Annotated in this window: 30 protein-coding genes; 12 read left to right on the top strand and 18 right to left on the bottom strand. The window is 63.7% G+C overall.

Going from position 1 to position 26,781, the window contains the following annotated elements; all coding sequences use genetic code 11:
• The 3 genes from chrA to V1479_RS17770 all read right to left on the bottom strand — a co-directional run bounded on the left by chrA (position 1) and on the right by V1479_RS17770 (position 4,177).
• Positions 1-1,338: a chromate efflux transporter gene (gene chrA, locus V1479_RS17780; protein WP_368804123.1), complete on the bottom strand. Its 1,338-nt coding sequence runs from the start codon at positions 1,336-1,338 to the stop codon at positions 1-3.
• Between the two features lie 228 nt (positions 1,339-1,566).
• Positions 1,567-3,180: an ABC-F family ATP-binding cassette domain-containing protein gene (locus V1479_RS17775; RefSeq protein ID WP_368804122.1), complete on the bottom strand. Its 1,614-nt coding sequence runs from the start codon at positions 3,178-3,180 to the stop codon at positions 1,567-1,569.
• Positions 3,181-3,307: 127 nt separating this feature from the next.
• Positions 3,308-4,177, bottom strand: coding sequence for a LysR family transcriptional regulator (locus V1479_RS17770; RefSeq protein ID WP_438620741.1), 870 nt, complete (start codon positions 4,175-4,177; stop codon positions 3,308-3,310).
• A gap of 109 nt (positions 4,178-4,286) precedes the next feature.
• On the opposite strand from V1479_RS17770, the gene V1479_RS17765 reads away from it, so the two are divergent.
• On the top strand, positions 4,287-4,511 hold the full coding sequence (locus V1479_RS17765) for a hypothetical protein (RefSeq protein WP_368804120.1): 225 nt from the start codon (positions 4,287-4,289) through the stop codon (positions 4,509-4,511).
• A 94-nt stretch (positions 4,512-4,605) separates the two neighbouring features.
• Here V1479_RS17765 and V1479_RS17760 read toward each other — a convergent pair whose 3' ends face one another.
• The gene (locus V1479_RS17760) at positions 4,606-5,394 is read right to left on the bottom strand and encodes an AraC family transcriptional regulator (protein ID WP_173192707.1); all 789 of its coding nucleotides are present in this window, start codon (positions 5,392-5,394) and stop codon (positions 4,606-4,608) included.
• A gap of 144 nt (positions 5,395-5,538) precedes the next feature.
• Between V1479_RS17760 and V1479_RS17755 the strand changes: the two genes are divergently transcribed.
• A complete protein-coding gene (locus V1479_RS17755) occupies positions 5,539-6,759 on the top strand; it encodes an MFS transporter (RefSeq protein ID WP_368804119.1) in 1,221 nt (406 codons plus the stop codon).
• Positions 6,760-6,771: 12 nt separating this feature from the next.
• Here the strand turns inward: V1479_RS17755 and V1479_RS17750 are convergent, their stop codons facing one another.
• Complete coding sequence (locus tag V1479_RS17750) at positions 6,772-7,200, bottom strand: YybH family protein (protein ID WP_368804118.1); 429 nt, start codon at positions 7,198-7,200, stop codon at positions 6,772-6,774.
• A 245-nt stretch (positions 7,201-7,445) separates the two neighbouring features.
• Between V1479_RS17750 and V1479_RS17745 the strand changes: the two genes are divergently transcribed.
• The 7 genes from V1479_RS17745 to V1479_RS17715 all read left to right on the top strand — a co-directional run bounded on the left by V1479_RS17745 (position 7,446) and on the right by V1479_RS17715 (position 13,630).
• Positions 7,446-8,084: a 50S ribosomal protein L25/general stress protein Ctc gene (locus tag V1479_RS17745; protein WP_368804117.1), complete on the top strand. Its 639-nt coding sequence runs from the start codon at positions 7,446-7,448 to the stop codon at positions 8,082-8,084.
• Between the two features lie 23 nt (positions 8,085-8,107).
• Positions 8,108-8,824 carry an aminoacyl-tRNA hydrolase gene (gene pth, locus V1479_RS17740; protein ID WP_368804116.1) on the top strand — a complete coding sequence of 239 codons (717 nt, stop codon included), beginning with the start codon at positions 8,108-8,110 and terminating at the stop codon, positions 8,822-8,824.
• A 50-nt stretch (positions 8,825-8,874) separates the two neighbouring features.
• Positions 8,875-9,471 carry an exopolysaccharide biosynthesis protein gene (locus V1479_RS17735; RefSeq protein WP_173192717.1) on the top strand — a complete coding sequence of 199 codons (597 nt, stop codon included), beginning with the start codon at positions 8,875-8,877 and terminating at the stop codon, positions 9,469-9,471.
• A gap of 77 nt (positions 9,472-9,548) precedes the next feature.
• A complete protein-coding gene (gene ychF, locus V1479_RS17730) occupies positions 9,549-10,652 on the top strand; it encodes a redox-regulated ATPase YchF (RefSeq protein ID WP_368804115.1) in 1,104 nt (367 codons plus the stop codon).
• 294 nt (positions 10,653-10,946) lie between these two features.
• The gene (locus V1479_RS17725; protein WP_368804114.1) at positions 10,947-12,554 is read left to right on the top strand and encodes a peroxidase family protein; all 1,608 of its coding nucleotides are present in this window, start codon (positions 10,947-10,949) and stop codon (positions 12,552-12,554) included.
• Positions 12,555-12,695: 141 nt separating this feature from the next.
• Entirely contained in the window at positions 12,696-13,163 is a 468-nt protein-coding gene (locus V1479_RS17720) for a MaoC family dehydratase (RefSeq protein ID WP_368804113.1), read from the top strand.
• A complete protein-coding gene (locus V1479_RS17715; protein WP_368804112.1) occupies positions 13,160-13,630 on the top strand; it encodes a MaoC family dehydratase in 471 nt (156 codons plus the stop codon). Before V1479_RS17720 ends, V1479_RS17715 begins: the two co-directional genes overlap by 4 nt.
• Here the strand turns inward: V1479_RS17715 and V1479_RS17710 are convergent.
• The 7 genes from V1479_RS17710 to petA form a co-directional block, all read right to left on the bottom strand.
• Positions 13,627-14,520, bottom strand: coding sequence for an NAD(P)/FAD-dependent oxidoreductase (locus tag V1479_RS17710; RefSeq protein WP_368804111.1), 894 nt, complete (start codon positions 14,518-14,520; stop codon positions 13,627-13,629). The genes V1479_RS17715 and V1479_RS17710 overlap by 4 nt on opposite strands.
• On the bottom strand, positions 14,510-14,974 hold the full coding sequence (locus V1479_RS17705) for an Rrf2 family transcriptional regulator (RefSeq protein ID WP_368804110.1): 465 nt from the start codon (positions 14,972-14,974) through the stop codon (positions 14,510-14,512). The genes V1479_RS17710 and V1479_RS17705 overlap by 11 nt, the downstream gene beginning before the upstream one ends.
• Positions 14,975-15,131: 157 nt before the next feature.
• Positions 15,132-15,614, bottom strand: coding sequence for a DM13 domain-containing protein (locus V1479_RS17700; RefSeq protein WP_368804109.1), 483 nt, complete (start codon positions 15,612-15,614; stop codon positions 15,132-15,134).
• 99 nt (positions 15,615-15,713) lie between these two features.
• Positions 15,714-16,259 carry an adenine phosphoribosyltransferase gene (locus tag V1479_RS17695; protein WP_368804108.1) on the bottom strand — a complete coding sequence of 182 codons (546 nt, stop codon included), beginning with the start codon at positions 16,257-16,259 and terminating at the stop codon, positions 15,714-15,716.
• Between the two features lie 96 nt (positions 16,260-16,355).
• Positions 16,356-17,204, bottom strand: a complete 849-nt coding sequence (locus tag V1479_RS17690) for a cytochrome c1 (protein WP_173192731.1) — start codon at positions 17,202-17,204, stop codon at positions 16,356-16,358.
• A 28-nt stretch (positions 17,205-17,232) separates the two neighbouring features.
• A complete protein-coding gene (locus V1479_RS17685; RefSeq protein ID WP_173192733.1) occupies positions 17,233-18,537 on the bottom strand; it encodes a cytochrome b in 1,305 nt (434 codons plus the stop codon).
• Positions 18,538-18,560: 23 nt separating this feature from the next.
• A complete protein-coding gene (petA, locus tag V1479_RS17680; RefSeq protein WP_368804107.1) occupies positions 18,561-19,148 on the bottom strand; it encodes a ubiquinol-cytochrome c reductase iron-sulfur subunit in 588 nt (195 codons plus the stop codon).
• Between the two features lie 247 nt (positions 19,149-19,395).
• On the opposite strand from petA, the gene V1479_RS17675 reads away from it, so the two are divergent.
• Positions 19,396-19,737 (top strand): cupin domain-containing protein, encoded by a 342-nt coding sequence (locus tag V1479_RS17675; protein ID WP_368804106.1) that lies wholly within the window; start codon positions 19,396-19,398, stop codon positions 19,735-19,737.
• A 6-nt stretch (positions 19,738-19,743) separates the two neighbouring features.
• Here the strand turns inward: V1479_RS17675 and V1479_RS17670 are convergent, their stop codons facing one another.
• The 4 genes from V1479_RS17670 to V1479_RS17655 all read right to left on the bottom strand — a co-directional run bounded on the left by V1479_RS17670 (position 19,744) and on the right by V1479_RS17655 (position 24,483).
• On the bottom strand, positions 19,744-20,076 hold the full coding sequence (locus tag V1479_RS17670; protein WP_438620664.1) for a DUF6665 family protein: 333 nt from the start codon (positions 20,074-20,076) through the stop codon (positions 19,744-19,746).
• A gap of 4 nt (positions 20,077-20,080) precedes the next feature.
• Positions 20,081-21,982: an ABC transporter ATP-binding protein gene (locus V1479_RS17665; protein WP_368804105.1), complete on the bottom strand. Its 1,902-nt coding sequence runs from the start codon at positions 21,980-21,982 to the stop codon at positions 20,081-20,083.
• Complete coding sequence (locus V1479_RS17660) at positions 21,979-23,847, bottom strand: ABC transporter ATP-binding protein (RefSeq protein WP_368804104.1); 1,869 nt, start codon at positions 23,845-23,847, stop codon at positions 21,979-21,981. Before V1479_RS17660 ends, V1479_RS17665 begins: the two co-directional genes overlap by 4 nt.
• 330 nt (positions 23,848-24,177) lie before the next feature.
• On the bottom strand, positions 24,178-24,483 hold the full coding sequence (locus tag V1479_RS17655; RefSeq protein ID WP_368804103.1) for a hypothetical protein: 306 nt from the start codon (positions 24,481-24,483) through the stop codon (positions 24,178-24,180).
• A gap of 286 nt (positions 24,484-24,769) precedes the next feature.
• Between V1479_RS17655 and V1479_RS17650 the strand changes: the two genes are divergently transcribed.
• Positions 24,770-25,240: a tRNA (cytidine(34)-2'-O)-methyltransferase gene (locus V1479_RS17650; RefSeq protein WP_368804102.1), complete on the top strand. Its 471-nt coding sequence runs from the start codon at positions 24,770-24,772 to the stop codon at positions 25,238-25,240.
• Positions 25,241-25,367: 127 nt separating this feature from the next.
• Here V1479_RS17650 and V1479_RS17645 read toward each other — a convergent pair whose 3' ends face one another.
• Positions 25,368-25,904 (bottom strand): cytochrome b, encoded by a 537-nt coding sequence (locus V1479_RS17645; RefSeq protein WP_368804101.1) that lies wholly within the window; start codon positions 25,902-25,904, stop codon positions 25,368-25,370.
• A 68-nt stretch (positions 25,905-25,972) separates the two neighbouring features.
• On the opposite strand from V1479_RS17645, the gene V1479_RS17640 reads away from it, so the two are divergent.
• The gene (locus V1479_RS17640; protein WP_368804100.1) at positions 25,973-26,419 is read left to right on the top strand and encodes a MarR family winged helix-turn-helix transcriptional regulator; all 447 of its coding nucleotides are present in this window, start codon (positions 25,973-25,975) and stop codon (positions 26,417-26,419) included.
• A 9-nt stretch (positions 26,420-26,428) separates the two neighbouring features.
• Here V1479_RS17640 and V1479_RS17635 read toward each other — a convergent pair whose 3' ends face one another.
• Positions 26,429-26,686 (bottom strand): hypothetical protein, encoded by a 258-nt coding sequence (locus V1479_RS17635; RefSeq protein ID WP_173192745.1) that lies wholly within the window; start codon positions 26,684-26,686, stop codon positions 26,429-26,431.
• Between the last annotated feature and the right edge of the window lie 95 nt (positions 26,687-26,781).

Below are 26,781 nucleotides of genomic sequence, written 5' to 3'. Positions count from 1 at the left end.
TCAGGCGAGCAGCCAGACCATCCCGGCCAGCGCCGACGCGGCCAGCACCGGGATCATCCCGATTTTCAGGCGCACGAGTGCGATGGCCGCAGCCAGCCCGATGACGGCCGCTGCCGGATCGAAGCTGGCGGGGTCGGGCACGGCGACGCTGAACGGGCCTAAGCCGCGCTCGTCCACCGTCGCGAAAAGCACATGGATCGCGAACCACAGGGCCAGATTGGCGATCACGCCCACAACGGCAGCCGTCACCGCCGCAAGCGCGGCGGCCAGCCAGCGCACGTTGCGCACCGTCTCGACATAGGGCGCGCCGGCGAAAATCCACAGGAAGCACGGCGCGAAGGTGAACCACAGCGCCACCAGCGCACCCAGCACCCCGCCGGTGACCGGCTCCAGTGCCGCAAGGCGCGCGCCGCCGAGATACCCCACGAACAGCAGAACGAGGATCAGCGGCCCGGGCGTCGTCTCGGCCAGCCCCAGCCCGGTCAGCATCTCGTCTGGCCGAAGCCATCCGTAGACCTCGACCGCCTGCTGGGCGACGTAGGCCAGAACGGCATATGCGCCGCCAAAGGTCACCGTCGCCATGACGGAGAAGAAGCGCGCTTCCTGCGAAAAGACGTGCTCCACGCCAAGCGCAGCCTGCACCAGGAAGAGCGGCAGCAGCCAGATTGCCAGCCAGACGGCACTGGTGCGAATGAAACGCGACCACGATGGCCTTGCCCATTCCGGTATGGCCTGTCCGGTATCGGCTAAATCCGCCGTATCGCTGTCCGAACGCCCGGAAAGCAGATGCGCAGCGGCACCCACGAGTGCGGCGCCGAGCACGATCAGCGGGAATGGCACCTGCAGGAACGCGATGGCGACGAACGCAACAACGGCGAGCGCCCCCAGCCATCGGCTCTTCAGCGCGCGCGTGGACAACTTGATTAGCGCTTCCAGCACCACGGCCAGCACGGCTGCCTTGAGGCCGAAGAGCAGGCCCTGGACCAGCGTCACCTCGCCGGCCAGCAAGTAGATCGTCGACAGCGCGATGAGCACGGCGGCGCCCGGCAGCACGAATAGCAGCCCGGCCACGATTCCACCGCGCACGCCCTGCACGAGCCAGCCGGCATAGGTGGCAAGCTGCATCGCCTCCGGCCCCGGCAGGAGCATGCAGTAGTTGAGCGCGTGCAGGAAACGCGGCTCGTCCAGCCAGCGCTTTTCCTCCACCAGCACACGGTGCATCAGTGCGATCTGGCCGGCCGGGCCGCCGAACGAGAGTAGGCCGATCTTGGCGAATACGGCGAAGAGCTCTCCGATGGCGGGTTCCGAAACGGGTCTCACCCGGTCTTTCTGATCCATCGTATCCAAGGCTCCGGTGACAACGCCCTGCGTCCTTCGAGGCTCGCTGCGCTCGCACCTCAGGATGAGGACTGTAGCGCAACGATCTGGCCAACTCATCGGCTTGAGAGTCGTTTTGCCGACGTTCATAGAGCCTGTCGCGAGTTCGCCGGATCAGCCCACCTCCCCTCATCCTGAGGTGCGAGCGCAGCGAGCCTCGAAGGGCGCACTACTGTTTTATGCTACTGCCTATCCGCGTATCTGCGACAGCTTGATAACGTTGCCGCCTTGTTCAAGGAAAATTTGCCGCTCGATACCGATCGCCTCCAGAAATGCTTCATCGTGGCTGACCACCAGCAGCGCGCCGCCGAAGGTGTTGAGGCCGTCTTCCACCTCGGCGACGGAATCGAGGTCAAGGTGGTTGGTCGGCTCGTCGAGGATCAACAGTTCCGGCGGTGTCTGGCCGGCGGCCACGCACGCAAGCCCCGCCCGCAACCTTTCGCCGCCCGATAGCGTACCGACGATCTGCAAGGCGGCATCGGCGCGAAATGCGTAGCGCGCCAGCGCCGAACGACACTCGAACTCGCTGGCGCCCGGGTTGATGCGCCGGTAGTTTTCGAGGATCGACATACGCGGTTCCAGCAGGCTGACATGCTGGTCGAAGAAGGCAAGGCTCGCCTCGACGCGGAGTTCGCCTCCGAGCGGCGGAATGATGCTCGCCAGCGTTTTCAGCAAGGTGGATTTGCCGGCACCGTTCGGCCCGACGATTGCGATCCGTTCTGGCCCGGTGACGTTCAGCGTGATCGTGGCCGGCGGCCGACCATCGAACCCGACCGCAAGGTTGCGGGCGTCGACGAGCAGCTTGCCCGCCGGCACGGCGCGGGAAGCGACGCCCGCCGTGAACGGGGTCGCCCGCTCGAGCGCTTCACGGCTGCGGCTTAGCCGTTCCTGTGCCTCTGCCTCCAGTCGCCCGGCAATCCCGCTGTTGCGCGCGGCGGTCGCTTCGGCTCGCTGCTGGCGTGCATCGAGGAGAATTTTCGGGTCGGAACTGGTCGCCCGCGCCTTGCGCCCCGCAGAATCCCGTTTCGCCTGGCGTTCAAGTGCGGCCTGGGCGGCGCGGGCCACCTGCCGTGCGTTGCGGTCGGCGGCCTCGGCCTCTCGTTCCGCCAACGCCTTCTCGGCATCGTGCTGCTCGCGGTAGGCATCATACCCGCCGCCATAGCTGCGCGCGCCGTGCGACGAAAGCTCCACGATCCTGTCCATCCGGTTGAGCAGCTCCCTGTCATGGCTGACGACGATCGCGCCGCCCTTCCAGCTTTCGAGGAAGCCGTGCAACATCTTCCGCCCGTCGCGGTCGAGGTTGTTCGTGGGCTCATCCAGCAGGATCATGTCGGGCCGGTCGAAGGCGAGTGCCGCCAGCGCCGCGCGTGTTCTCTGGCCACCACTGAGGCTCACGAGCTGCCGCCCGGGCGCTATGCCTGCAAGCCCGACATCGGCGAGCGCCTTGTCGAGGCGTGCTTCCAGCGTCCAGTCTGCTTCGGCGATCTCCTCGACGCTGGCGCTACCGGCTTCGATTTTCTCCAGCAATGCCAGCCGATCGACGACGCCGAACAGGCTCGCCACCGTTTCGTCATCGCTTGCATCAGCCATCTGCCGCAGCAGCGCGACACGCGCGCTCCCGCGGACAGCGCCCGAAGTCGGCCGCAGGTCGCCGGCCAGGATCGCGATCAGCGACGACTTGCCGATGCCGTTGCGCCCGACAAGGCCGGTGCGTTTGGGCCCAAAGGCGAGATTGAGGTTTTCGAAAAGCGGACGGCCGTCAGGAAGCCGGAAGGAAAGATCGTGAATGGAAAGAACAGGCATGCGACACCGGAATAATGGATGCGATACGGGCGGAGATGGCTCGCTTTGCATCGTTCATCGGTGTCACTCCTTCAGCGGTTCGCCGCCGATATAGGGCTTTTCAGCCGCGGTTTGAACCCCTGGCTTGTCAGGTTGCCGCAGTTCCGTGCTGCATCCTGAACGCATCGCGGATCGCATCGGCCATGCCGTTGACGGCCGCGCCGCGCGCGGTCGGGCGCTGGTAGAGCACGACGTTCGACGCGTCGATCCCGCCAAAGCCGTCCTCCGTCGTCAACTCACGGCAGCCGGACGGAATGTTGCTGCGCGACAGGGGCGCGATCGCAAGCCCAGAAGCCACGGCAAGCTTGAGCCCGCTGCTCATGTCGCTGCGATACGCGACGCGATAGTCCAGTCCGAGATTTTCCAGCGACCGGATGGCGAACTCGGTACACCAGCCGGAATTCTCGTAGAGCGCTATCGGCACCGGGGACTGTTCGTGGACATGATGGGTCTCGGAGGTCGCCCACACCGTCGGGTCCACCATGAGCACCTCGCCGCGCGGCGAATCCTGCCATTCGAAGACGACCGCAAGGTCGAGATCGCCCCGCTCCAGCGCCGCCATCTGTGCCGACGAGCTGGCATAGCGCACCATGATCTCGACATTGGAATGCATGTTGTTGAACGTGGCCAGCGCGCGCGGCAGCACGGTCGTCCCGTATTCCTCGGGAATGCCGATGCTCACCCTTCCTTCGAGCGCCGGCGCCGTCAGCGACGCCGCCGTCTCGTCAAGCAGCGAGACGATACGCCTAGCGTTGACCAGCAATTCCTCGCCGCGCCGGGTAAGCGCGACGCCGCGCGGGCCGCGCTCGAACAGCGGATCGCCGACCATGTCTTCCAGCCGCTTGATCTGGAGGCTGACCGCCGACTGCGTACGCCCGACCAAACCGGCGGCCTTGGTGAAGTTCTCCATGTCGGCCACCGCGACGAAAGTGCGCAGCAGGTCGCTGTCGAGGTGCATGGTCACCACAAGGCATTCCCATTTCTCATGCCAGCCATGATGGATATTCGTTTGTCAAATGTCAAAGCGACACCTACTTCGTGGGCAAGCAAATGAAGGAGTTGTCGTCATGGCTATGGCGATCGGCCTGTCCGGCCTGGAGGACACGCGGAGAAGTAGCAGAGAAGAGCGCACGGCCAGCGAAGGCCGCATCGGCGCCACTTTGCGTGCCGTGCTGAACAAACGTGACGACCGCCTGCTGCGCGACGCGGGGCTGACCCGCGAGGACGCGCTCGGTGTCGAAGCCGCGTTCTGGCACGAGCGGTCCCGCGAAAGGACGCTGTGGTCGCTTTAGACGACGCGCGAACCGCCGCGCCGCGCCGCGCAACGAACCTCGCTCGCCCGCCGACGGAAATGTCGGCGGGTTCTTTTTGCAGGAACGGCAGACCTCAGCCGTCCGGCTGTCCGCGCATGTAGCGGCGAGGCGACGCACCGAGCATGCGCCGGAACATGGTGGTGAAAGCCGGTACGCTGTCATAGCCAAGATCGAGCGCGACGGTGGTCACAGGCACGCCGTCGGCCAGGCGCGGCAGCGCCGCAAACAGCGTCGCCTGCCGCCGCCAGACGGACAGGCTCAATCCCGTCTCGCGCAAGAAGGCGCGCGTGAAGCTACGCCTGCTCATTCCGCATGCCGCGGCCCAATCATCGATGGTTGCGTGTGGTGACGGCGTGGTGACGAACCGCCGGCAGAGCGCAGCCAGCCGAGGGTCGGCGGGAAACGGCAAGGCAAACGGGCGCTCCTCGAGATTGGGAATTTCCAGCAGGATGAGGTTCATGATCGCCGCCGCACGCCCTGCGGTGCCCTCGGCGGTCCCGATCTGCACGGCTTCCACGATCAGGCTGCGCATCAGGTCGGTCATGGCCAGCACGCGCAGCGTATCGGGAAGGTCGGGTGCTGCACCCTGCAGCACATAGGCCGAGCGCATCCGCACCAGACCCAGCATGTCGACGGCATGCTCGACGCCTGCCGGAATCCACATCGCATGATCCGCCGGCACCATCCATCGCCCTTGCCCGGTCGAGATCATCACGACGCCGGAAAGCGCATGGAGGAGTTGCGCGCGGCCGTGCCGGTGCGGCGTCACGCGGTGCCCGTCCGGAAAGTCGGAGGCCGACGCCACGACAGCACCCGACGCGGTCTCGATCCAGTCGAGACGGCCCTGCAGATCGTCGGACATTGCCGCCACCCGATCATCGCTGGTTTGTTTCAAAACCTCCGCCTCCAAGCATGGCCCACTTGCGAAAGAAGTCGACCAAACCACGAAGGACGGTCGTTCGCAACGGCGCTATGGAGCAGACGAACCATCATCAGGGTGAGCATCTTGTCCGACATCGCAGCAGGCGCGTCCCGGCCGGCGGCCGAAAACACCGTCTTTCCCGTCATTCTGGCGGTGAGCCTGTGCCACCTGCTCAACGACGTCCTGCAATCGTTGCTGGCCGCCATCTACCCAATGCTGAAGACGGATTACGCACTCGACTTCTGGCAGATCGGCCTGCTCACGCTCACCTTCCAGGTGACCGCCTCGCTGCTGCAGCCCGCAATCGGCCTCTACACCGACCGCAGGCCGATGCCGCAATCACTGCCTATCGGCATGGCTTCGAGCATGTGCGGCCTGCTGCTGCTGGCTTTCGCGTCGAACTATCCTTTGCTGCTCGCCGGCGCAGCGATGATCGGCATCGGCTCGGCAATCTTCCACCCGGAGGCCTCGCGCGTCGCCCGGCTCGCATCCGGCGGCCGCTACGGGCTAGCGCAGTCGCTGTTCCAGGTCGGCGGCAATTTCGGCACGGCAATCGGGCCGCTGCTCGCCGCCTTCATCGTGGTTCCGCGAGGGCAGACGAGCGTTGCCTGGTTTTCGCTGATCGCTCTTCTGGGCATGTTTATCCTGCGCCAGGTCGGCAACTGGTACGGACGCTACCAAGCCGCCAATGCCGGACGCAGACCCTTGAGCACCACGCTGCCGCTGCCGCGCAAGCGTATCGTGATCGCGCTCGTCGTTCTCGCGCTACTGGTCTTCACCAAGAACATCTACACGGCCAGCGTGACGAGCTACTACACCTTCTTCCTGATCGAGAAGTTCGACGTGACGGTGCAGCAGTCGCAGATGATGCTGTTCCTGTTCCTGGGCGCAATGGCGCTGGGCACCGTGATGGGCGGCCCCATCGGCGACCGGTTCGGCTCCAAGACGGTGATCTGGTTCTCGATCCTCGGCGTGTTGCCGTTCACGCTCGCCCTGCCCTATGCCGACCTCTTCTGGAGCGGTGTGCTTTCCTTCGCGATCGGCGTCATCATGGCGTCGGCGTTCCCTGCCATCGTCGTCTTCGCACAGGAGCTCGTGCCGGGTCGTGTGGGTATGATCGCCGGCATCTTCTTCGGCTTCGCCTTCGGCATGGGCGGCATCGCGGCCGCCGTACTCGGCGTGCTGGCCGACACAAACGGCATCGAATGGGTCTATCAGATCTGCTCGTACCTGCCGTTCCTCGGCCTGCTGACGATTTTCCTGCCCGGAACGCGGGAATTGCGCGTCGGGAGCCCCAGCGGCTGACGCGATTGTTCGTTAAGGTTCAAGGTCGACCGCAGCCCGAAAACTGCCATCCATGTGGAATGGCACTGACGTGTGTTCGTGGACGATCTTCCATTCTCCATCGGTTCGGGCGAGACACACGGTCAGCCGCTGCCACCATTCGGCACTCTCGCCCTCCCCCGTGATGGCAGCCACCTTCTGCAGGCCGTAGCAGACAGCAAGGTCACCGCTGACGACGACCTTCAGGTCACGCTCTTCGATCTCCACAGGCCCCTCCCACTTGTCGAGCCACGCCGCCATGCCCGGAACATCGAACCCGTGAGCCAGCGGCGGTGCCAGGTCGAAAAGGACTGCTTCAGTCGCAAACTGCGCGCCAATGGCAGCGGCATCCTTTCGGCGGTGGCCTTCACGAACTGCACCGAGCACTGCCGCGATGCTTGCCTTGTCTTTGTCGAATGTCATGGTCGCCCCCATCGATTGCATTATTTTCCTTCCAAGGACGCAGACGCCTTGTGGATCCCGACACCGGAGGCCACTTTTTTCGGATCGACCGGAAATGTTGCGTCGGGGCCCCTCTTCCGCTATAGGACCGCCACCCGCGTAGACACCCTTGGAGGCAACGCGGATGGGAGCGGCTGCAGAGCCGCTTTCGACGTTTGAGGGCTCAGGCCCGCGAACGCTCCAGCTACGAAACGAAAGGAAATGCCATGAGCCAGTCTTACGAGCTCAAGGCCGAGGCGCGCGAACGGGTCGGTAAGGGGTCCGCCCGGGAACTTCGTCGCAACGGTATGGTGCCAGCAGTCATTTACGGCGACAAGCAGACCCCGCTGTCTATCGCCCTGAACTACAAGGACGTCTACTACAAGATCCATGGCGGCGGTTTCATGACCACTATCGCCACGATCAACGTCGACGGCAAGAAGATCCAGGTCCTGCCCAAGGACTACCAGCTCGATCCCGTGCGCGATTTTCCGATGCACGTGGACTTCCTGCGGGTCAGCAAGAACACGGTCGTCACCGTCAACATTCCGGTCCACTTCATCAATGAAGAGAAGTCCGTGGGTATCAAGCGCGGCGGCGTGCTGAACGTCGTGCGTCACGATATCGAGGCGCATGTCCCGGCCAACGAGATTCCCGACTTCATCGAGGTCGATCTGGCAGGCACCGACCTGGGCGATTCGATCCACATCTCCTCGGTCAACCTGCCGAAGGACGTGAAGCCGACGATCACCGACCGCGACTTCACCATCGCGACCATCGCCGCGCCGGCAAGCCTCAAGTCCGAGGCCGACGAAGAGGCGGCTGAGGTCGAGGACGAAAACGAAGAAGAGGGCGACGAGGAATAGTCGCCGCGCCGGGAGCACCCGCCATGCTGCTCATCGCTGGTTTGGGCAATCCCGGCCCGAAATACGAAGACAACCGGCACAATGTCGGCTTCATGGCGGCGGACGAAATCGCCCGCCGCCATTCCTTCGCCCCTTGGTCGAAGAAATTCCAGGGGTTAATCGCCGAAGGCCGCATTGCCGGCCAGAAGGTGCTTCTCATCAAGCCGCAGACCTTCATGAACCTATCCGGCCAGTCGGTCGGCGAGGCCATGCGCTTTCACAAGCTTTCGCCGGCCGACCTGCTGGTCATGTATGACGAACTCGACCTTGCGCCCGGCAAGGTGCGCATCAAGACCGGCGGCGGCGCCGGCGGCCACAACGGCATCCGCTCCATCGACGCCCATTGCGGCAAGGAATATCGCCGCATGCGTATCGGCATCGGCCATCCCGGCGTCAAGGAGATGGTGACCCACCACGTACTCGGCGACTTCGCAAAGTCGGATCGGGAGTGGCTGGAGCCGCTGCTGGAGGCCATTGCCGACAATGCGGACAAGCTCGTTGCCGGCGACAACAACGGCTTCATGAACAAGACCAGCCTTGCCGTACAGGGCAAGGAAGAGCCGGCCCCCAAGGCCGAGCGGCCCGCCGCGCCCGGCAAGAGCCATATCCGGCAGGCACGTCCCCGGCCGAATGCCATGCAGGTTCCCGAGACCGGCCCGATGGCGGCGATGCTCAAGAAGCTTTTCGGCGACAAGGGCTGAATCGGGCTTTCGCCGGAACCAATCGGCACTGCCAGGCGTCTGTTGACATCATGAAGGACGATTGCGAACCCGAATCGGTCGAGGACGTGCTCGAATGCGTCGAGGAAGCCGGCGCTGCGGAGGAACGTGTGTCGGTGCGCGAAATCGTCCACCGCATCGGCGACGACGCGTTCCCGCCACTCATTCTGGCGCCTGCCCTGATTATCGTGACCCCTGCCAGCGCAATCATCGGCCTGTCGACGTTCTGCGGGACGATCGTCGCACTGGTGGCGATCCAGATGGTCATTGGCCGAGACAGGCTGTGGCTGCCGGCCTTCATCCTCAACCGCACCATCGAGCAGCAGCGCCTGGAGCGTGTCATCGGCCGTATAGAGCGGCCCGCCCGCTATATCGATCGCCTGACACGGAAGCGGCTGACAATGCTGGTCGATCCACCCATGGCGCGCGTGTGGGCGCTCGTCTGTTTGCTGCTGTCAATGGTCATTCCGGTGCTGGAACTGGTGCCGATGTCATCCACCATAATCGCGGCGACGATTTCGCTGTTTGCGCTGGCGATGCTCGCGCGCGACGGGCTGCTTGTAGTGATGGGGCTGCTCGTGCTTGGTGGCGCGGCATCGCTCGCGTTGGGCGTTGTCTCGACTGGCTAGACCTTCGGGGGTTGACGATCATCGACCGTTTCGCCCATAGCCCTGTGCAAATTCTGCTTTCCCGATAGGACCACATCATGGGTTTCAAATGCGGCATCGTTGGGTTGCCCAACGTCGGCAAGTCGACGCTGTTCAACGCACTGACCAAGACGGCCGCGGCACAGGCCGCAAACTATCCCTTCTGCACGATCGAGCCGAACACCGGCGAGGTCGCTGTGCCCGACAGCCGGTTGCAGCAGATCGCCGGGATCGCCAAGTCCAAGGAGATCATCCCCACCCGCATATCATTCGTGGACATTGCCGGTCTGGTGCGCGGCGCCTCGAAGGGCGAAGGGCTGGGCAATCAGTTCCTGGCCAACATCCGCGAGGTCGACGCCATCGTGCATGTGCTGCGCTGCTTCGAGGATGACGACATCACCCATGTCGAGGGCCGCATCGATCCGGTCGCAGACGCCGAGACCGTCGAGACGGAGTTGATGCTCGCCGATCTCGAAAGCCTCGAGCGCCGCATCGTGCAGGTGCGCAAGCGCGCCACCGGCAAGGAGAAGGAAGCAATGACGGTCCTGCCGGTGATGGAACAGTCGCTCGCGCTGCTTCAGGACGGCAAGCCCGTACGCATGATGCTCGATGGCATCGCGGCCGAGGACCTCAAGATCCTGCAGGGCCTGAACCTGCTGACCTCCAAGCCGGTGCTGTACGTTTGCAACGTCGCCGAAAGCGACGCGGCCGGCGGCAACGAGCACACCAGCGCTGTCGAGGCGATGGCCGAGAAACAGGGCGCGAAGACGGTCGTCATCTCCGCGGCGATCGAAGCGGAGGTCGCACAGCTCGCCGACGAGGAGGCAAAGGAATATCTCGAGGCCATAGGCCTGGAAGAACCCGGCCTCGACCGGCTGATCCGCGCCGGCTACGACCTGCTCAATCTCATCACCTATTTCACCGCCGGTCCGAAGGAGACCCGCGCCTGGACCGTGGAGAAGGGTTCGAAGGCCCCGCAGGCTGCCGGTGTCATCCACACCGACTTCGAGCGCGGCTTCATCCGCGCCCAGACAATTGCCTTCAACGACTACGTCACGCTCGGCGGCGAAACAGCGGCCAAGGAAGCCGGCAAGGCCCGCGACGAAGGCAAGGAGTACGTCGTGCAGGACGGCGACGTGCTGCTGTTCAAGTTCAACACCTGAACATCGAGCCCGGCTGATCCGCTCCCAACTACCTCCTTAGAGGTAATGGCTACTCCGTTTGGATGATGCCGGACGCAACAGGAAGCCGTTGCGCCGGCAACGGCCGGCAATATCATCGCGGGACCGTGATGGCTCCGATGCGGAGTCAAGGGAAACACGGACAGGGTGGGTAAACGGGGACGGACGGAACAGCGCGTTCCGGTCCGCTATTCTTTTGCGACGCCATCGGCCCACGGGGGCAATGGGGGTTAGCCGAGCACGCCTGTAGCGCGCTCCAGCCAACGGAGTTTGGCTATGTCGCTGAAGACCAAGACGATACCCAGGAAGACCATGTCGAGCCTGACAACCGAACTTGTCGGCTCGCTCAAGATGAAGGCAAATGCGGTGAAGACCACGCCCGGCCACGGCCAGGCGGGTCGTCATCCGACCCGGGAGCTGCTCGATACCCTGTCGGGCCACAAGGACCCCGGCATGTTTGGCCGGATGTTCCCGAAACTCGAACCCTTGCGCGTTTCCGACGCGAAGCTGGAAGACCTGGCAAGGGCGATGGTCGACTCCTCGCCGGGTTCGCCCGACGGGAACAATGACGACATCCCCTCCGGCTTCACCTATCTCGGCCAGTTCGTCGATCACGACATCAGCCTGGACATGACCTCGCTGGGCGACAAGGAGAAAGACCCTCTCGGCATCGAGAACTTCCGCACGCCGAGCCTCGACCTCGACGCCATCTACGGGCTCGGGCCGGATGGAAGCCCGCACCTTTATGCGCGCAATCCTGACAACAGGAACAAGCCGGGGCCGAAATTCCTGATCGGCAAGAATTTCGACACCGGCGAAGGGGCATTCCGCAACGACCTGCCGCGCAATCCTGAGGGACGCGCCCTGATCGGCGACCATCGCAATGACGAGAACCTGCTGGTGGCCCAGACGCACCTGGCGTTCCTGAAGTTCCACAACAAGGTCTGCGACATCGTCGCCGGCGGCGCCAACCCGCCGGATAATGTGTTCATGGAAGCGCGCAGGATGGTCACCTGGCATTACCAGTGGATGATCCTGCACGATTTCGTCGAACGGCTCTGTGGCGACGGGATCGTCGCCAAGATCCTGCACGACGGGCGCAAATTCTACCGCTTCAAACGCGTGCCATACATGCCGGTCGAATTCTCCGCGGCCGCATACCGCCTTGGGCACTCGATGGTACGCCAGCGCTATCCGCACAACCGCATCTTCACCGGCGCGGATTTCGATCTCTTCTTTGGCTTCTCCGGCCTGTCAGGCCAGATCGTCGGTGATCTCGCACCCGTACCACCAACGGGACCGCTGCCGGTGTCGACGCTGCCATCGAACTGGATCATCGACTGGCGGCGGTTCTTCAAACTTGGTGACAGCGGCGGCGCACCGGTAGCGACGACGCCGTCGCGCAAGATCGATCCATACCTCGTGCCGGCCCTGGCCAAACTGCCTGGGGAGGATGAAAACAGCCTGAGCGCCATACTCGCCTTCCGCAACCTGAAGCGCGGCGTTACCCTTGGTCTTCCTTCCGGCCAGGATGTCGCCGCCGCGATGAGGATCAAGAACCCGCTGACACCTGATGAGATCGCGTCCGATTCTGGTGGTTCGACCGACGGTGCCGTAGCCAAACAGCACGGCATGCATACGGCGACGCCCCTCTGGTACTACATCCTCAAGGAAGCCAAGGTTCGGCATGACGGAAAGCGTCTCGGGCCCGTGGGCGCGACCATCATATCCGAGGTGTTCGTCGGGCTCGTCCACGGCGACCACGCCTCCTATCTGTGGCAACGCGCCAACTGGAAGCCGACGCTGCCGTCTGCCCAGGCGAACGACTTCACCATGGTCGATCTGCTGCGCCTCGTCGACGACATCAATCCGCTTGGCGACTGATCGGCGGGCTTGCAGTTGAAGATCGCCGGCGCGGCTTCCCCGCCGCGCCGGCACTGGCCGAACCCAAATGATGCCTTGGGGAATTGCCTTTTGCGGTGCGCGGCGGCATTAGTCTTGTTCAAGCATGAACAGGATTTGCCGATGACTGGGAAGCGTTGGGCATTCGAGGATTTCGCCGAAGGGGCGACGATCGACCTCGGGCAGAAACACGTCACAGCCGAAGAGATCGTCGAGTTCGCGAGCGAATTCGACGCCCAACCGATGCATCTCGACGAAGAAGCGGGCAAAGCGAGCATCCTCGGCGGGCTTGCGGCATCGGGCTGGCATACCTGCTGCATGTTCATGAGGCTGATGTGCGACGGCTTCCTGCTCGACTCGACCTCGCAGGGCTCGCCCGGCATCGACTACGTACGCTGGAAGAAGCCCGTGCTGGCGGGCGACACACTTACCGGCACGAGCACGGTCACGGCAAAGCGTGCCTCGTCCTCGCGACCCAATCTCGGTCTCGTCACGGTGCGCCACGAACTCGTCAACCAGCGCGGCGAGGTCGTGCTGGAACTGCAGAACACCGGCATGTTCCTTAGGCGCGTTGCGGGAGAAGCGGCATGACCCTCGACGCCTATTTCCGCATCGGCGAGACGATCACGCTCGGCTCTCACACCTTCGAGGCCGATGAGATCAAGGCGTTTGCCGCCAAATATGATCCGCAGCGCTTCCACATGGACGAGGACGAAGCCAAACACAGCGTCTTCGGCGGGCTCTGCGCGTCGGGCTGGCACACGGCCGCGACCTGGATGAAGTACAACCTCAAGAGACGCGAGGACGCAGGCGAGCAGCCCTGGAACGGACCCGGCGAGGCCCCGCAATTCGGCCCCTCGCCCGGTTTTCAGAACCTCAAATGGCTGAAGCCCGTCTATGCCGGCGAAACCGTCACCTTCACGCGCCGGGCGCTCGCCCATCGCGCCCTCGCCTCGCGGCCCGGATGGCGCCTGCTGACGATCGCCTGCGAGGCATTCGATTCAACCGGCGACAAGGTGCTGGAATTCGAGAGTGCCGTCCTCGTTAAGGCCGCCTAGAAAACCAGCGATCGGTGGGTGGCAACGCCTGCCATCACCCCATCGGCCGAAGCAAAAGCGATGCTGTGCGCGCCCCGCGCGATGTCGCCTGCGGCAAAGACGTTCGGCACGCTGGTCATCTGCATTCCGTCCGTGCGGATGATCTGGCCGAATGGTGCCTCATCCATAGCGCAGCCGAGTTGGCCGGCGATGTCGCTGTTCATATGCGAGCGCAGGCCGACGAAAAGCGCATCGACGTCCCGCATGCGGCCGCCGGAAAGCTCGACAGCCGACAGGGCGTCACCCTCTCCGTGCAAGGCGGTGACTGCGCCGCGCTCGACTGCCACGCCGCGCCGGTCGAGTTCGGCCAGCACCTCGGGCTCCGGCTCCAGCACGTCGTTGACGAAGATAGTGGTTGGCCCCCATTCCGCGATCAGCATCGCCTGATGCACCGATACCGGCATGGTCGCCAGCACGCCGAGACGCTGGCCCGCATATTCGTAGCCGTGGCAATAAGGACAATGAAGCACAGAGCGACCCCAGCGTTGCTTTAGGCCGGGAATCTCGGGCAGTTCGTCCGACAGCCCATAGGCAAGCACCAGTCGCTCGCTTTCCAGCGCTTGGCCGTCCTCCAGCTTCACGCCGAAGCCATCCCCTTGTGCCTGCGCGCTTGCCACCTTTCCTTTGACGAAGGTAACGGTTGGATAAGCCGCGACCTGTGCGCGTGCCGTATCGAGAATCGCGCCAGGCGCGCTGCCGTCCTGCGCGAAGAAGCCGTGCGAGTGTTCGGCAAAGCGGTTGCGCGGCGCGCCGGCATCGACGATGCATACGGAACGGCGCGCGCGTGCCAGGTACATAGCCGCCGAGAGGCCGGCGAAGCTGCCGCCGACGATGATCGCATCATGATGCATGAGCAGTCTCCAGATCGTGTTTTCCGCCTCGCGCGGCGAGGCGTTTGTGGAAATCGGCGCTCAAGCTTGCCAGCGTCACCTCGCCCAGGCGAGCAAGCAACAAGGCCTCGGCATCCCGGAATGTCTGGTCGAGTGCGGCATTCACCGCCTGCTCGACGAGACATCCGGGCGATTCCGACCGATTGCCCATGGCCAGCAGAACGGGGCTTCCGAGTGCGTCGTAGACGTCGCGAAGCGTCACCTTCTCCAGGTCGCAGGCGAGCGTCCAGCCGCCGCCATGCCCCTTCTCGGCGCGCACATAGCCCTCATCCCGCAGCCCCGCCATGATCCGGCGGATTACGACTGGGTTGGTACACATGGCAGTCGCCAGTACCTCGGATGTGATCGGCCGTGGCTGCTCGGCCATGTGGAGCAGCACGTGCAGAACGCCTGAAAGTTTGCTGTCACGCTTCATGTAACTTCATATGTTACACGATGCGATACAAGTCAATAGCGCCGCTGCGTGCACATCCAGGCCACGCGAATGTCCACTGGAACCCGCTTTCGTTCGCAACGCGGCGGTGTGTGCCATCGAGCCACCGCCATGGGCAGACGGAAGCGTGCCTCTCGCGTCAGGTTTCGAAATCGAGATCTGCCGGCGAGATCAGCACCGAGAAGTGCTCGCACCAGATCACGACGCTTTGGTAGAGACTGAGATCGACACCGGCCGGGATCGTGTAATTCTGACTGCCCTGGAAGGCACGCAACTGGCCAAGATCGACGAACATCGTGTCCTCCACGTCGGCGGAGGAACGGATCGAGGCCTTTGGCACCAGATAGACGTGATACTTCGGCCCCGGCCCGACCTCGAAATCCTCGTTGAGAAATACGGTGTCAGAATAAACCGAAACGCCGCCGCTTCCATAATGGATCGGGTCGCTCGGATTGGCGTGGATGAACGTTCCCTTTGCCACCAGCCGGCTGTCGTTGGACGCCTGCAAGGTTTCGGTCGCCTGCGGCGGGGGAAATACGAACGGAAACAGAAAGAACCCTAGCGCCACGCCACCGGCAGCGCCGAAAACCGCCCCGAAAAGAAATGCCAGAAGCCAGCGCATACCACTCCCCCCTTTGGTCAAGGGCAGGTTATGGGAGCCCGGAGCGTTGTCAAACCTGCATTCCCTCACGCCCCCTGGAATGGGACCACTTGGAATGACTTAGTCACCCTCGAACGCGATCAGGGTGCGAACATCGACCCCGAGCGCTTCGAGCTTGGCTCGGCCCCCGAGGTCCGGCAGGTCGATCACGAAACAGGCGGCAACGATCTCGCCGCCCATCTGGCTGATGAGCTTGACGGCGCCCTCAGCCGTACCACCGGTCGCGATCAGGTCGTCGACGAGGATGACTTTCTCGCCGGCGGAGACCGCGTCCTTGTGCATCTCCATTTCGTCCAGCCCGTATTCCAGCGAATAGGCGACCCGTACGGTCTCGTGCGGCAGCTTGCCCTTCTTGCGAATGGGGATGAAGCCGGCCGACAATTGATGCGCGATCGCCCCGCCGAGGATGAAGCCGCGCGCCTCGATACCGGCGATCTTGTCGATCTTGGAGCCGGCCCAAGGATGCACGAGCTCATCCACCGCGCGGCGGAAGGCGCGCGCATTGCCCAGAAGCGTCGTGATGTCCCGGAACTGGATGCCCGGCTTGGGATAATCCGGAATCGTGCGGATCGCGGAGAGAAGGGTTTCTTCGAGAGTATGTTTCACAAGCCGGTTCCCTGTTGCCGATCATTCTTGGCCCGCCGAACGGCAAAAGAAAAGGGCGGCTGGTAGCCGCCCTTGACCTTTGATGTGGCTTTTCGGTCAGTGGTCGACGTTCGACCACACCTTACGCTTGGTGAGATAGACCAGCCCGCCGAACAGGACGAGGAAGATCATCACGTTGAAGCCCATGCGCTTGCGCTCTTCCATGTGCGGCTCGGCCGCCCACATCAGGAATGCGGTGATGTCGTGCGCATACTGGTCCAGCGTTTCGGGCGCGCCGTCGTCATAGGTGATCTGCCCATCCGCGAGCGGGGGCGGCATCGACAGCGCCGAGCTGGCCATGAAATGTGGGTTGTAATAGGTGCCCGGCTGCAGCTCGACGCCCTCGGGTGCATCCTCGTAGCCGGTCAGCAGCGCATAGACGTAGTCCGGCCCGCCCTCGGCATACTGGGTGAAGATGTCGAACACGAATGTCGGGAAGCCGCGCGTCACGGCACGCGCCTTGGCCATCAGCGACAGATCCGGCGGAGCCGCGCCGTTGTTGGAAGCCGCAGCTGCTTCCGGGTTGGCGAAGGGCGACGGGAAGTGGTCGGACGGGATCGCGGCGCGCATGAACATGTCGCCAGAAGAATCCGGGCCGTCCTGCACTTCGTACTCGGCGGCGAGCGTCCTGATCTGCTCCTCGGAATAGCCGAGGTGCTCGAGCGTACGGAAGCTCACGCGCTCCAGGCCATGGCAGGCCGCGCAGGATTCGCGATAGACCTTGAGCCCGCGCTGAAGCTGTCCCTGATCGTAGGTTCCGAAAGGACCGGCAAAGGACCAGTCCTGTTCCACCGGCTTGATCAGCGGATAGTGCGGCGTGCCGCCCTCTTCCTCAGCCGCCTGGGCCGCCCCGGCGAGGCCGAATGCGATACCGAGCGCTGTCAGTCCCTTGATGAAAGAATTCATGTCGAAGTCCTTGTCTGCCTGAAGCCGCTCAGCCTTTGGTTTCCGGGGACGCCGTAGCACCGGCGGGCTGTGCGGTGGCCGCACCCTTGTTCTTGTCCAGCACCGCATCGGTGATCGAGTTGGGCAGACGCCGCGGCGTCTCGATCAGGCCCAGCAGCGGCATGACGATCAGGAAGAAGCCGAAGTAGAACAGCGTCGAAACCTGCATTGCCGGGATGTACCAGCCTTCCGCCGGCTTGGAGCCGAGCCAGCCGAGGAAGACGGCGTTGGCGGCGAAGAGCCAGAAGAACAGCTTGTACCACGGACGGTAGACCGCCGAGCGAACCTTGGAGGTGTCGAGCCACGGCACGAAGAACAGCACCGCGATAGCGCCGAACATTGCGAGCACGCCGCCCAGCTTGGAGTCGATCGGGCCGATGTTGAAGGTGATGGCGCGCAGGATCGCGTAGAAGGGCAGGAAGTACCATTCAGGCACGATGTGCGACGGCGTCACCAGCGGGTTGGCCGGAATGTAGTTATCGGCATGCCCCATGTAGTTGGGGATGTAGAAGACGAAATAGGCGAACAGCATCAGGAAGACGATCATGGCAAAGCCATCCTTGATCGTCGCATAAGGCGTGAAGGCCACGGTGTCGGTCTTCGACTTCACCTCGATGCCGGTCGGATTGGTCTGGCCGGTGACATGCAGCGCCCATACGTGCAGCACAACGACGCCGGCGATCATGAACGGCAGCAGGTAGTGCAGCGAGAAGAAGCGGTTCAGCGTCGGATTGTCGACCGCGAAGCCGCCGAGCAGAAGCTGCTGAATCCACTCGCCCACCAACGGGATCGCGGTGAAGAAGCCGGTGATGACGGTCGCGCCCCAGAAGCTCATCTGGCCCCACGGCAGCACGTAGCCCATGAAGGCGGTGGCCATCATCAGCAGGTAGATGATCACGCCGAGGATCCACAGCAGCTCGCGCGGCGCCTTGTAGGAGCCGTAATAGAGACCGCGGAAGATGTGGATATAGACGGCGATGAAGAACATCGACGCGCCGTTGGCGTGGAGATAGCGCAGCAGCCAGCCCGAGTTCACGTCGCGCATGATCTTCTCGACCGAATCGAACGCGAGCTCGGTCGACGCGGCATAATGCATGGCCAGCACGATGCCGGTGACGATCTGAACCACCAGCATCAGCGAGAGAATGCCGCCGAAGGTATAGGCATAGTTCAGGTTGCGCGGAACCGGATAGGAAACGAACGAGTCGTGCACCAGCCGCGGCAACGGCATGCGTGCGTCGAACCAGCGGCCGATGCCGGTCTTGGGCGAATAGGTCGAGTGTCCACCGCTCATGGTCTAATGCTCTCTCTTTTCCCTCAACCGATCCTGATGACCGTATCGGAGATGAATTCGAAATGCGGAATGAGAAGGTTCTCCGGCGCGGGGCCCTTACGGATACGGCCGGCCGTATCGTAGTGCGAGCCATGGCACGGGCAGAACCAGCCGCCGAAGTCGCCGGCCTGGCCGAGCGGCACGCAGCCGAGATGGGTGCACGAACCGATCATGACGATCCAGTTCTCCTTGCCCTCGCCGGCGGAACGGGAAATGTCTTCGGCAGGCACATCGGAAGCAAGGTTCTCGTTGCGCGCCAGCGGATCCTTAAGCTCCGCCATCGGCACTTCCTTCGCCTCCTCGACTTCCGCTTCCGTACGGTTGCGGATGAAGACGGGCTTGCCGCGCCACTTGGCCGTCACCGACATGCCGGCCTCGATCGCGGAGACGTCGACATCGATGGTTGCCAGCGCCAGCGTCGAGGCATCGGGTCGCATCTGGTCGATGAACGGCCATACGGCCGCGCCGGCCCCAACCACGCCTGCCATGCCGGTGGCGATGTAAAGGAAATCGCGGCGGTTATGATCGGTCGCTTCGTTCGCGCTCACGGGCACAGGGTCCTTTCGCCTCATTGTCGCCGGAAGAAACCCGCATGACCTTTTCGGTCGTCCCGCTCACCACCTCGTCATATGCACTGGCGGCTGGCGACGGCTGGCGGATTCCCCCTGCATTTGGCGATGGTTTCTATGCGCGCCTTCCGCGATTGTCCAGTATCACGAGCGCGCGGGGGCAGATTGTCGCGGGGCGTGTGGACGCAGGCGGCAACACCAGCTTATGCAAGGCGCCGTGTTGCGGCGGAAGTGAACGAGGGGAGGTTTCATGCACAGTATTATCGACCGGTCCGAATGGGCGGAGGAACCGGACAAGTGGCTCGGCGAGGTCCAGCTTGGCGCGCATGGCGGCAATCTATGCCTCATCTTCAACCTTGTGGCGCCCGGCCAGGGGCCAAGGTTGCACAAGCATCCCTACCCCGAAACCTTCATCATCCGAGCAGGCCGGGCATTGTTCACCGTCGGTGACGAGACAGTCGAGGCAGGGCCGGGAAAGATCGTGGTGGTGCCGGCGGACACGCCCCACAAATTCATCAATCCAGGCCCCGATGTGCTCGAGACCATCGACATCCACGAACGCGGGAGCTTTATCACCGAGTGGCTGGAGTAACCGCGCTCAGGACGCGCCCAGCCTTGCAAGCACCTCGCGCGGAATCTGGTACTCGCGGATCGCGTCGTGATGCCGCCGCAATCCGCACAGCTCACGCTGGATGAAGTAGGCATAGACCGCCTCGGCCGCATCCTTGAGCAAAGCATTGCGCGTGGGCGATGCCTGCTCCGCTTCTGCGAGATGTTGCAGAGCGCGTTTGACCCTGTCTCCGGCGCGCCCGAGCGAAGCCGCCTTCTCCGCCGCGATCTCGTGATCCAGCGGATTGGCTGCATCGCCAACCTGCCCGCTCCCGCCGGAAAGCGCGGAGGCCGTGTAGCGCGATGGCGGTCGCAGCGACAAACGATCACTCCGCCGCGAGGCTGGAGGCAAGGAAACCGCCGGACTGGCGTTTCCAGAGCTGAGCGTAGAGCCCGTCGCGGGCGATCAGCTCGTCATGTGTGCCCTGCTCCACGATCCTGCCCTCGTCGATGACCACGAGCCGGTCGAGCGCCGCAATGGTCGACAGCCGGTGTGCGACCGCTACCACAGTCTTGCCCTCCATCAGCCGATAGAGATTCTCCTGGATCGCGGCCTCGATTTCCGAATCGAGAGCCGAGGTTGCCTCGTCCAGGATCAGGATCGGCGCGTCCTTGAGCATCATCCGGGCTATCGCGATTCGCTGCCGCTGGCCGCCGGACAGCTTGACGCCGCGCTCGCCGACATGGGCGTCGTAGCCCGTCCTGCCCTTCGGATCGCTGACGCCGACGATGAAGTCGTGCGCCGCGGCACGCTTCGCAGCCTCGACGATCTCGGCATCGCTCGCGCCGGGCTTGCCGTAGGCGATGTTGTCGCGGATGGAGCGGTGCATCAGCAGCGGATCCTGCGCCACAACGCCGAACTGCGCGCGCAGCGAGGCCTGCGTGACGGATCGAATATCGGTGCCGTCCAGCAGGATGCGCCCGCCTTCAACGTCGAACAGGCGCAGCGCAAGGTTGACGATCGTCGTCTTGCCGGCGCCGGACGGACCCACCAGCGCCACCCGCTCACCCGGCTTCACATGCAGGTCGAGATGTTCGATGACACCGGCATCTTTCCCCTTACTATCCTTGCCGTAGTTGAAGGTGACGTCTTCGAATTTCAGGTCGCCGCCAACGCGCGACATCACGGCAGCATCCGGCGCGTCGCGCAGCTCGGGCCGCACCGAGATCGTGCCGGTCGCGTCCTGCACGGTGGCGAACGATCGGATCAGCCCGTTGATGTTGAACATCATGTAGCCGGACATCTGGTTGAGCCGGAAGACCAGCCCCATCGCGGCGGCAATCTCGCCGGTTGTGGCGCTGCCCGCCATCCAGCCGCGCAGCGCGAGAATGAACACGGCCGCCATCATGAACCCGTTGAGGATCGCAACCGCCGAGCGCACACTGGTGATGGCGCGGGTCAGGCGTTTCACCGCTCCCAGATAGCGGTCCATGCCGTCGCGCACGTAATCGTTCTCGCGATGGCCGCTGTCGAACAGCTTGACCGCCATGATGTTGGTGAAAGCATCGACAAGGCGCCCGTTCAGGATGGAGCGCTCGTCGGCGGTCCTGCGGCCGGCCGCCCGCAGCGGCGGCAGCAGCCACCACGCAGTTGCGCAATAGGCGACGAGCCAGACGGCAAGCACCAGCCCCATCGCCGGATCGAGCAGCACGAGAATGGTGCCCGCCAGCACGAGGAACGACAGGAAGCTCCACATCGTCTGCAGCGACGACACGATAAAGTCGCCGGTCGCCTCACCGCCCTGCAATATCTTTGTGGCGATGCGGCCGGCGAAATCGTTCTGGTAGAAGGAATAGGGCTGCTCGATCACGCGGCGGAACGACTGCCAGCGCACGAGCTGGTAGAACGACGGCACGATCACCTGCTGCTCGACGATCGCATTGGCGACCATCACCGCCGCACGAACCACCAGAACCAGCACCAGAAAGGCAGCGATCTCCCACCAGTGGTCGGCGAGAAGCCGCGCTGGCGAGGAGGTTTCCAGCAGATCGATCAGCCATCCCAGCGACCAGTAGAGTGCGGCATCCACCGCGCCCGACAGACCGCCCACGATGAGTAGAAGGACGAACGGCCCCTTCGCCTGGCGCGCGAAGAACAGGATGAACTGCCACGCATCGCGCGGCAGCACGTCCCGTTCCGTATCCGCGAAGGGCTCGATGACGCCCTCCGCCTTGCGCCAGATGCGCTCGGCGAAGCCGTCATCCTTGCGTTCGTCCACCTGGCTCATTCGGCCGCGATTTCCTTCTCCGGCCCCGTGGCCGGTTCGTCATGCAGCAGGAATCCGCCCGACTGCCTCTGCCATAACTGGGCATAAAGCCCCTCCTTGGCAATCAGCTCCTCGTGCGTTCCTTCCTCTATGATGCGGCCCCGGTCCATCACGACCAGCCTGTCCATCGCCGCGATGGTGGAGAGCCGGTGAGCGATGGCGATCACCGTCTTGCCTTCCATCAGGCGATAGAGATTCTCCTGGATCGCGGCCTCGACTTCCGAATCGAGCGCCGAGGTCGCCTCGTCGAGAATCAGGATCGGCGCGTCCTTGAGCATCACGCGTGCAATCGCGATGCGCTGCCGCTGGCCGCCCGACAGCTTGACGCCGCGTTCGCCGACATGGGCGTCGAGGCCCTTGCGGCCCTTCGGATCGCTGAGCCCGCCGATGAACTCCAGAGCCTCGGCGCGGCGCGCGGCCTCGACCACCATCTCCTCGGTCGCATCGGGACGACCGTAGAGGATGTTGTCGCGAACCGAGCGGTGCAGCAGTGACGTATCCTGCGTGACGACGCCGATATGGGCGCGCAGGCTGTCCTGCTGGACTGCGGCGATGTTCTGGCCGTCGATCGTCACCTTGCCGCCCTCGATGTCATAGAAACGCAGCAGGATGTTGACCAGCGTCGACTTGCCGGCGCCCGAACGGCCAACGATGCCGACCTTCTCGCCCGGCCGAATGTTAAGCGACAGATCCTCGATCACGCCCTTCTGCTTGCCGTAGTGGAAGCGGACATGATCGAACCCGATCTCGCCCTTCTGAACGACGATCTCGTTGGCGCCGGGCCGGTCGTCGACCAGACGCGGCAGCGAGATCGAACGGATGCCGTCCTGCACCGTGCCGATGTTCTCGAACAGGCCTGACACCTCCCACATGATCCACTGCGACATGCCCCAAAGGCGCAGCACGAGGCCGAGCGCCACGGCGACCGCGCCGATCGACACCGCCTGCCCCAGCCACAGCCAGATCGAAATCGCAGCCACGGCCGCCAGAAGCAGCGAGTTGAGGAAATAGAGGATGCCGTAGAGGCTCGTCACCAGCCGCATCATTCGATGGACGGTTTCGAGGAAGTCGCTCATGCCTTCACGTGCGAACGCCGCCTCGCGCCTTGCATGGCTGAAGAGCTTCACCGTCTGGATGTTGGCATAGCTGTCGACCACGCGGCCGGTCATGATCGCGCGGGCATCCGCCTGCTCCTCGGATACCTTGCCGAGGCGGGGCACGTAGTAGCGCAAGAGGCCGACATAGGCGACGAGCCAGACCGCCAGCGGCAATGCGAGCCGCCAGTCGGCAGAGCCAACCAGGAACAGCACGCCGATGAAATAGACGATGACGTAATTCAGAACATCGATCAGCTTGATGACGCATTCGCGCACGGCAAGCGCCGTCTGCATCAGCTTGGTGGCGATGCGCCCGGCAAACTCGTCCTGATAGAACGTCATCGACTGCTTCAGCAGATAGCGGTGCACCTGCCAGCGAATCCGCATCGGGAAATTGCCGAACAGCGACTGGTGGTTGAGCCACGAGTTGACCAGCACCGTGAACGGCAGCGCCACCAGCACGACGAAGGCCATGCCGGCGAGCTTCCAGCCCTCCGTCTGCAGGAAGGTTTCGCGGTTCTGCGCAGAAAGCCAGTCGACGATGTTGCCGAGGAAGCCGAACATCCACACCTCGGTCAGCGCGATGATCGAGGTGAGGATCGCGGAGATGACGATCAGCGGCCAGGAACCCTTGGTGTAGTGGACGCAGAAGGCGACGAGCGTCTTCGGCGGTTCCACCGGCTCTTCCGGCGGGAACGGGTTCAGGAGGGATTCGAAAAAGCGGTACATGCTGAGATCTTCTCTGTGCTCAATTCTATTTGTGCCCGCTGCGCGGGCCAATATGTGCTGCGCGTGGCGCGCCTTTGTTAGAGGACGCCGGCTTCCCGGCTTTCGCATTCGGCGCAGGCTCCCGCTCTCTCCTGTATGACGAAGCAGGAAGATGGGCCCCGACGGCCCCGCCGCCAAGCGCGCGCTCGAAAGCTGCTGACAACCGGGTGTCAGCAACGGGCAACGGGTCCGTCCTTATCGATGGGAGCGCTATCGCGGAGTGTTTCGGGTCACCGTGTTTTCCGGCGTTCATGGTGCGTTTCCTCTTATGGGACTGACAGGCTGACGGCGCTAGGCCGCCAGCCTCTCATGGTCTTTTTGCTGTGCCGGCGCCCAGTCGCTTCCAAGCTGGTCGGAGGCATCTTCCGCTGCTGGATCACCGGCCGGGTCGGAGCGGCGGAAGCGGGCGAACAGCCATGCTAGCAGCGACGGGCGCGAAGGCGCGCGGAACTCCGGCACATCGGGCAGCAGGCCGCGATGCGGCCGCTGACGCGGCGCCGGAGCCCCCGGCCCCAGCACGAGCAGCGCCCAGGCATATTGCCGGGCATCATGGATGGAGTGCGGCCCCGAACGGGCGCGCGGATACAGGGTACGCATGGCGAAAATCCTCAAGGATCGGAACTGGCGATCCGGCGGAAGTCGCGTCGATGCTGGCTAATCAGGGAAAAAGCGTCGAACCGAATCCGCCGTCAGGCGATAAGCCCACGGATGGGGCGAATGGCGTCTATGAGCATCATGCAATCCATTTGACTCCCCCTCGGTTCGAGTTGACGATGACAGCCCTATAGACCCGTTCCTCGCGACTGGCTAGTTCGAAGCTGACGTTACGGAGCCGCGCCGGAGCAACTGTTGCATTCCGGCTACTATTTAGAAGACCACGATATTGCCTTCCCCTGCCCCGCACGACCTGCACATCGCGCTCTATCAGCCCGACATTCCCGGCAATGCCGGCGCCATCCTGCGGATGGCCGCATGCCTGGACCTCGCCGTCGACATCATCGAGCCGGCCGGCTTCGACATGTCGGACAGGGCGCTCAAACGTGCGGGCATGGACTATCTGGAGATGGCTGCCCTGACCCGTCACGTTTCCTGGGAAAGTTTCGCGGCGTGGCGGACCGGGCAAAGCCGCCGGCTGGTGCTTTTCAGCACGAAGGCTGCCGCCCCCTACACCGGCTTTGCCTTCGCACCCGGCGACATTCTGCTCTTCGGGCGCGAATCGGCCGGGGTGCCAGACCATGTGCACGATGCTGCCGACACGCGGCTCACGATCCCGATGCGTGCCGGCGCCCGCAGCCTCAACCTGGCGCTTTCGGTGGCCATGGCTGCCGGCGAAGCGATCCGCCAGACGCGCTGACCGCGTCGGCAATGGTGCATTGTCAGAAGCAGTCCGGGTCATCGATTCATCCTTCTCCGTCCATCGAAGGATGATTTCATACAACCTCAACAATAGTTTAGGTCAAGCGCGTCCCGGCATTTTTTGCTCAGCGGCCCAGTCCCATCCGGGCGAGCAACCGGTCGCGCTTTACGAACTGGTGATAGAACGCTGCAGCCACATGCAGCAGGACCAACGCGATCAGCAATGTGCCGCCGATGCCGTGCGGCGCGCGCGGCGGATAGGCATGGAAATCCGGCAATTGTGCCTGAGATGCGCCTGCCAGAATGTCGCCGGCGCCGGAAAGCAGCACCATACCGATACCGCTCGCGCCCATGCCGATGATGACGACATAGAATAGCCCGTGGACGATACGAGCTGCCCGCGCCTGCCACAGCGGCGTGCCGGCCGGATCCACCGGTTTCTTGTCCGCCAGCCACCACCAGAAAAGCCTGAGCAATGTGAGCGCCAGCACCGAGACCCCCATCACCGCATGGATACGCAACAGGGCCAGCTTCGCCGCCGGATCGCTCATATCCGCGGCCCGCAGGCCCGACACCAGCATGCCGATCAAGGCCACGGCCGTGACCCAGTGCATAGCCACCGCAACGGCACCATAGCGGTGAGTGCTGCTTTTCCAGCGCATGACCTGTCTCCTTGCCAGCTCGCCTGTCCGCTGATTATATAGCATGCAATGTATATAGATAGCAAGCTATGCAAAAACGATTCGAACGAACCAGATCTTCCGGCTACATGACCAACTGGGCCGCGCGCCTCTTTGCCCGGGCCATAGACCGCAGGCTGAAACAGTTCGGCGTCTCCTCGGGCCAGATGCCGGTCTTCTTTGCGCTGGGCGACGGTGCAGCGCTCAGCCAGAAGGCGCTCGCCGCCATCGCGTCGATCGAGCAGCCGACAATGGCGGCCACGCTCTCCCGCATGGAGCGCGACGGGATGATAGAGCGCCGGCCCGACCCTAGGGACGGACGCAGCCAGTTGGTGGCGTTGACGCCGGAGGCGATGGAAAAGGCGCTGAAGGTCAAGGAGGCAGGAATGTCGGTCAACGCGGTCGCGCTTGCCGACCTGACGGAGACCGAACGGGAGCAGTTCCTGGAACTGCTCGGCAAGGTCATTACCTCGCTGGAAAAGATGCTCGAAGACTAGTCGGGCCGGTCAGTCGGCCGTCGGCAGCCTGCGGATCGTGAATTCGATCACGTCGTCGGGGCGCTCGCACCAGCTCTCGATTTCAGTCCAGTAGGCCTGCTTCGGCCAGCGGTCGAACCACTCGCGCGCCTTGTCGCGCGCGGCCTGGCGCGGCAGCATGAAGGTCTCGCGGATAAATCCGTCCCGCACCTTGCGGCCGGTCTCGGCGCGGCGCCTGTCGAGGCTGCGCTTGAGACTGTCGAGCGGCGGTCTTGCGGGAACGCGCACCGGTATCTCCCGGAAATTCCTTGACCCTCACCGGCAACAGATTAGGGATCGCCGCGAGACTTTACGAGTCCTTTTGATTGGCTCCGCTTTGCCGC

Origin of the sequence: Neoaquamicrobium sediminum (assembly GCF_040970315.1) — a bacterium.
Taxonomy (GTDB): Bacteria; Pseudomonadota; Alphaproteobacteria; order Rhizobiales; family Rhizobiaceae; genus Aerobium; species Aerobium sediminum.
This window is presented reverse-complemented; position numbering and strand designations above follow the sequence as displayed.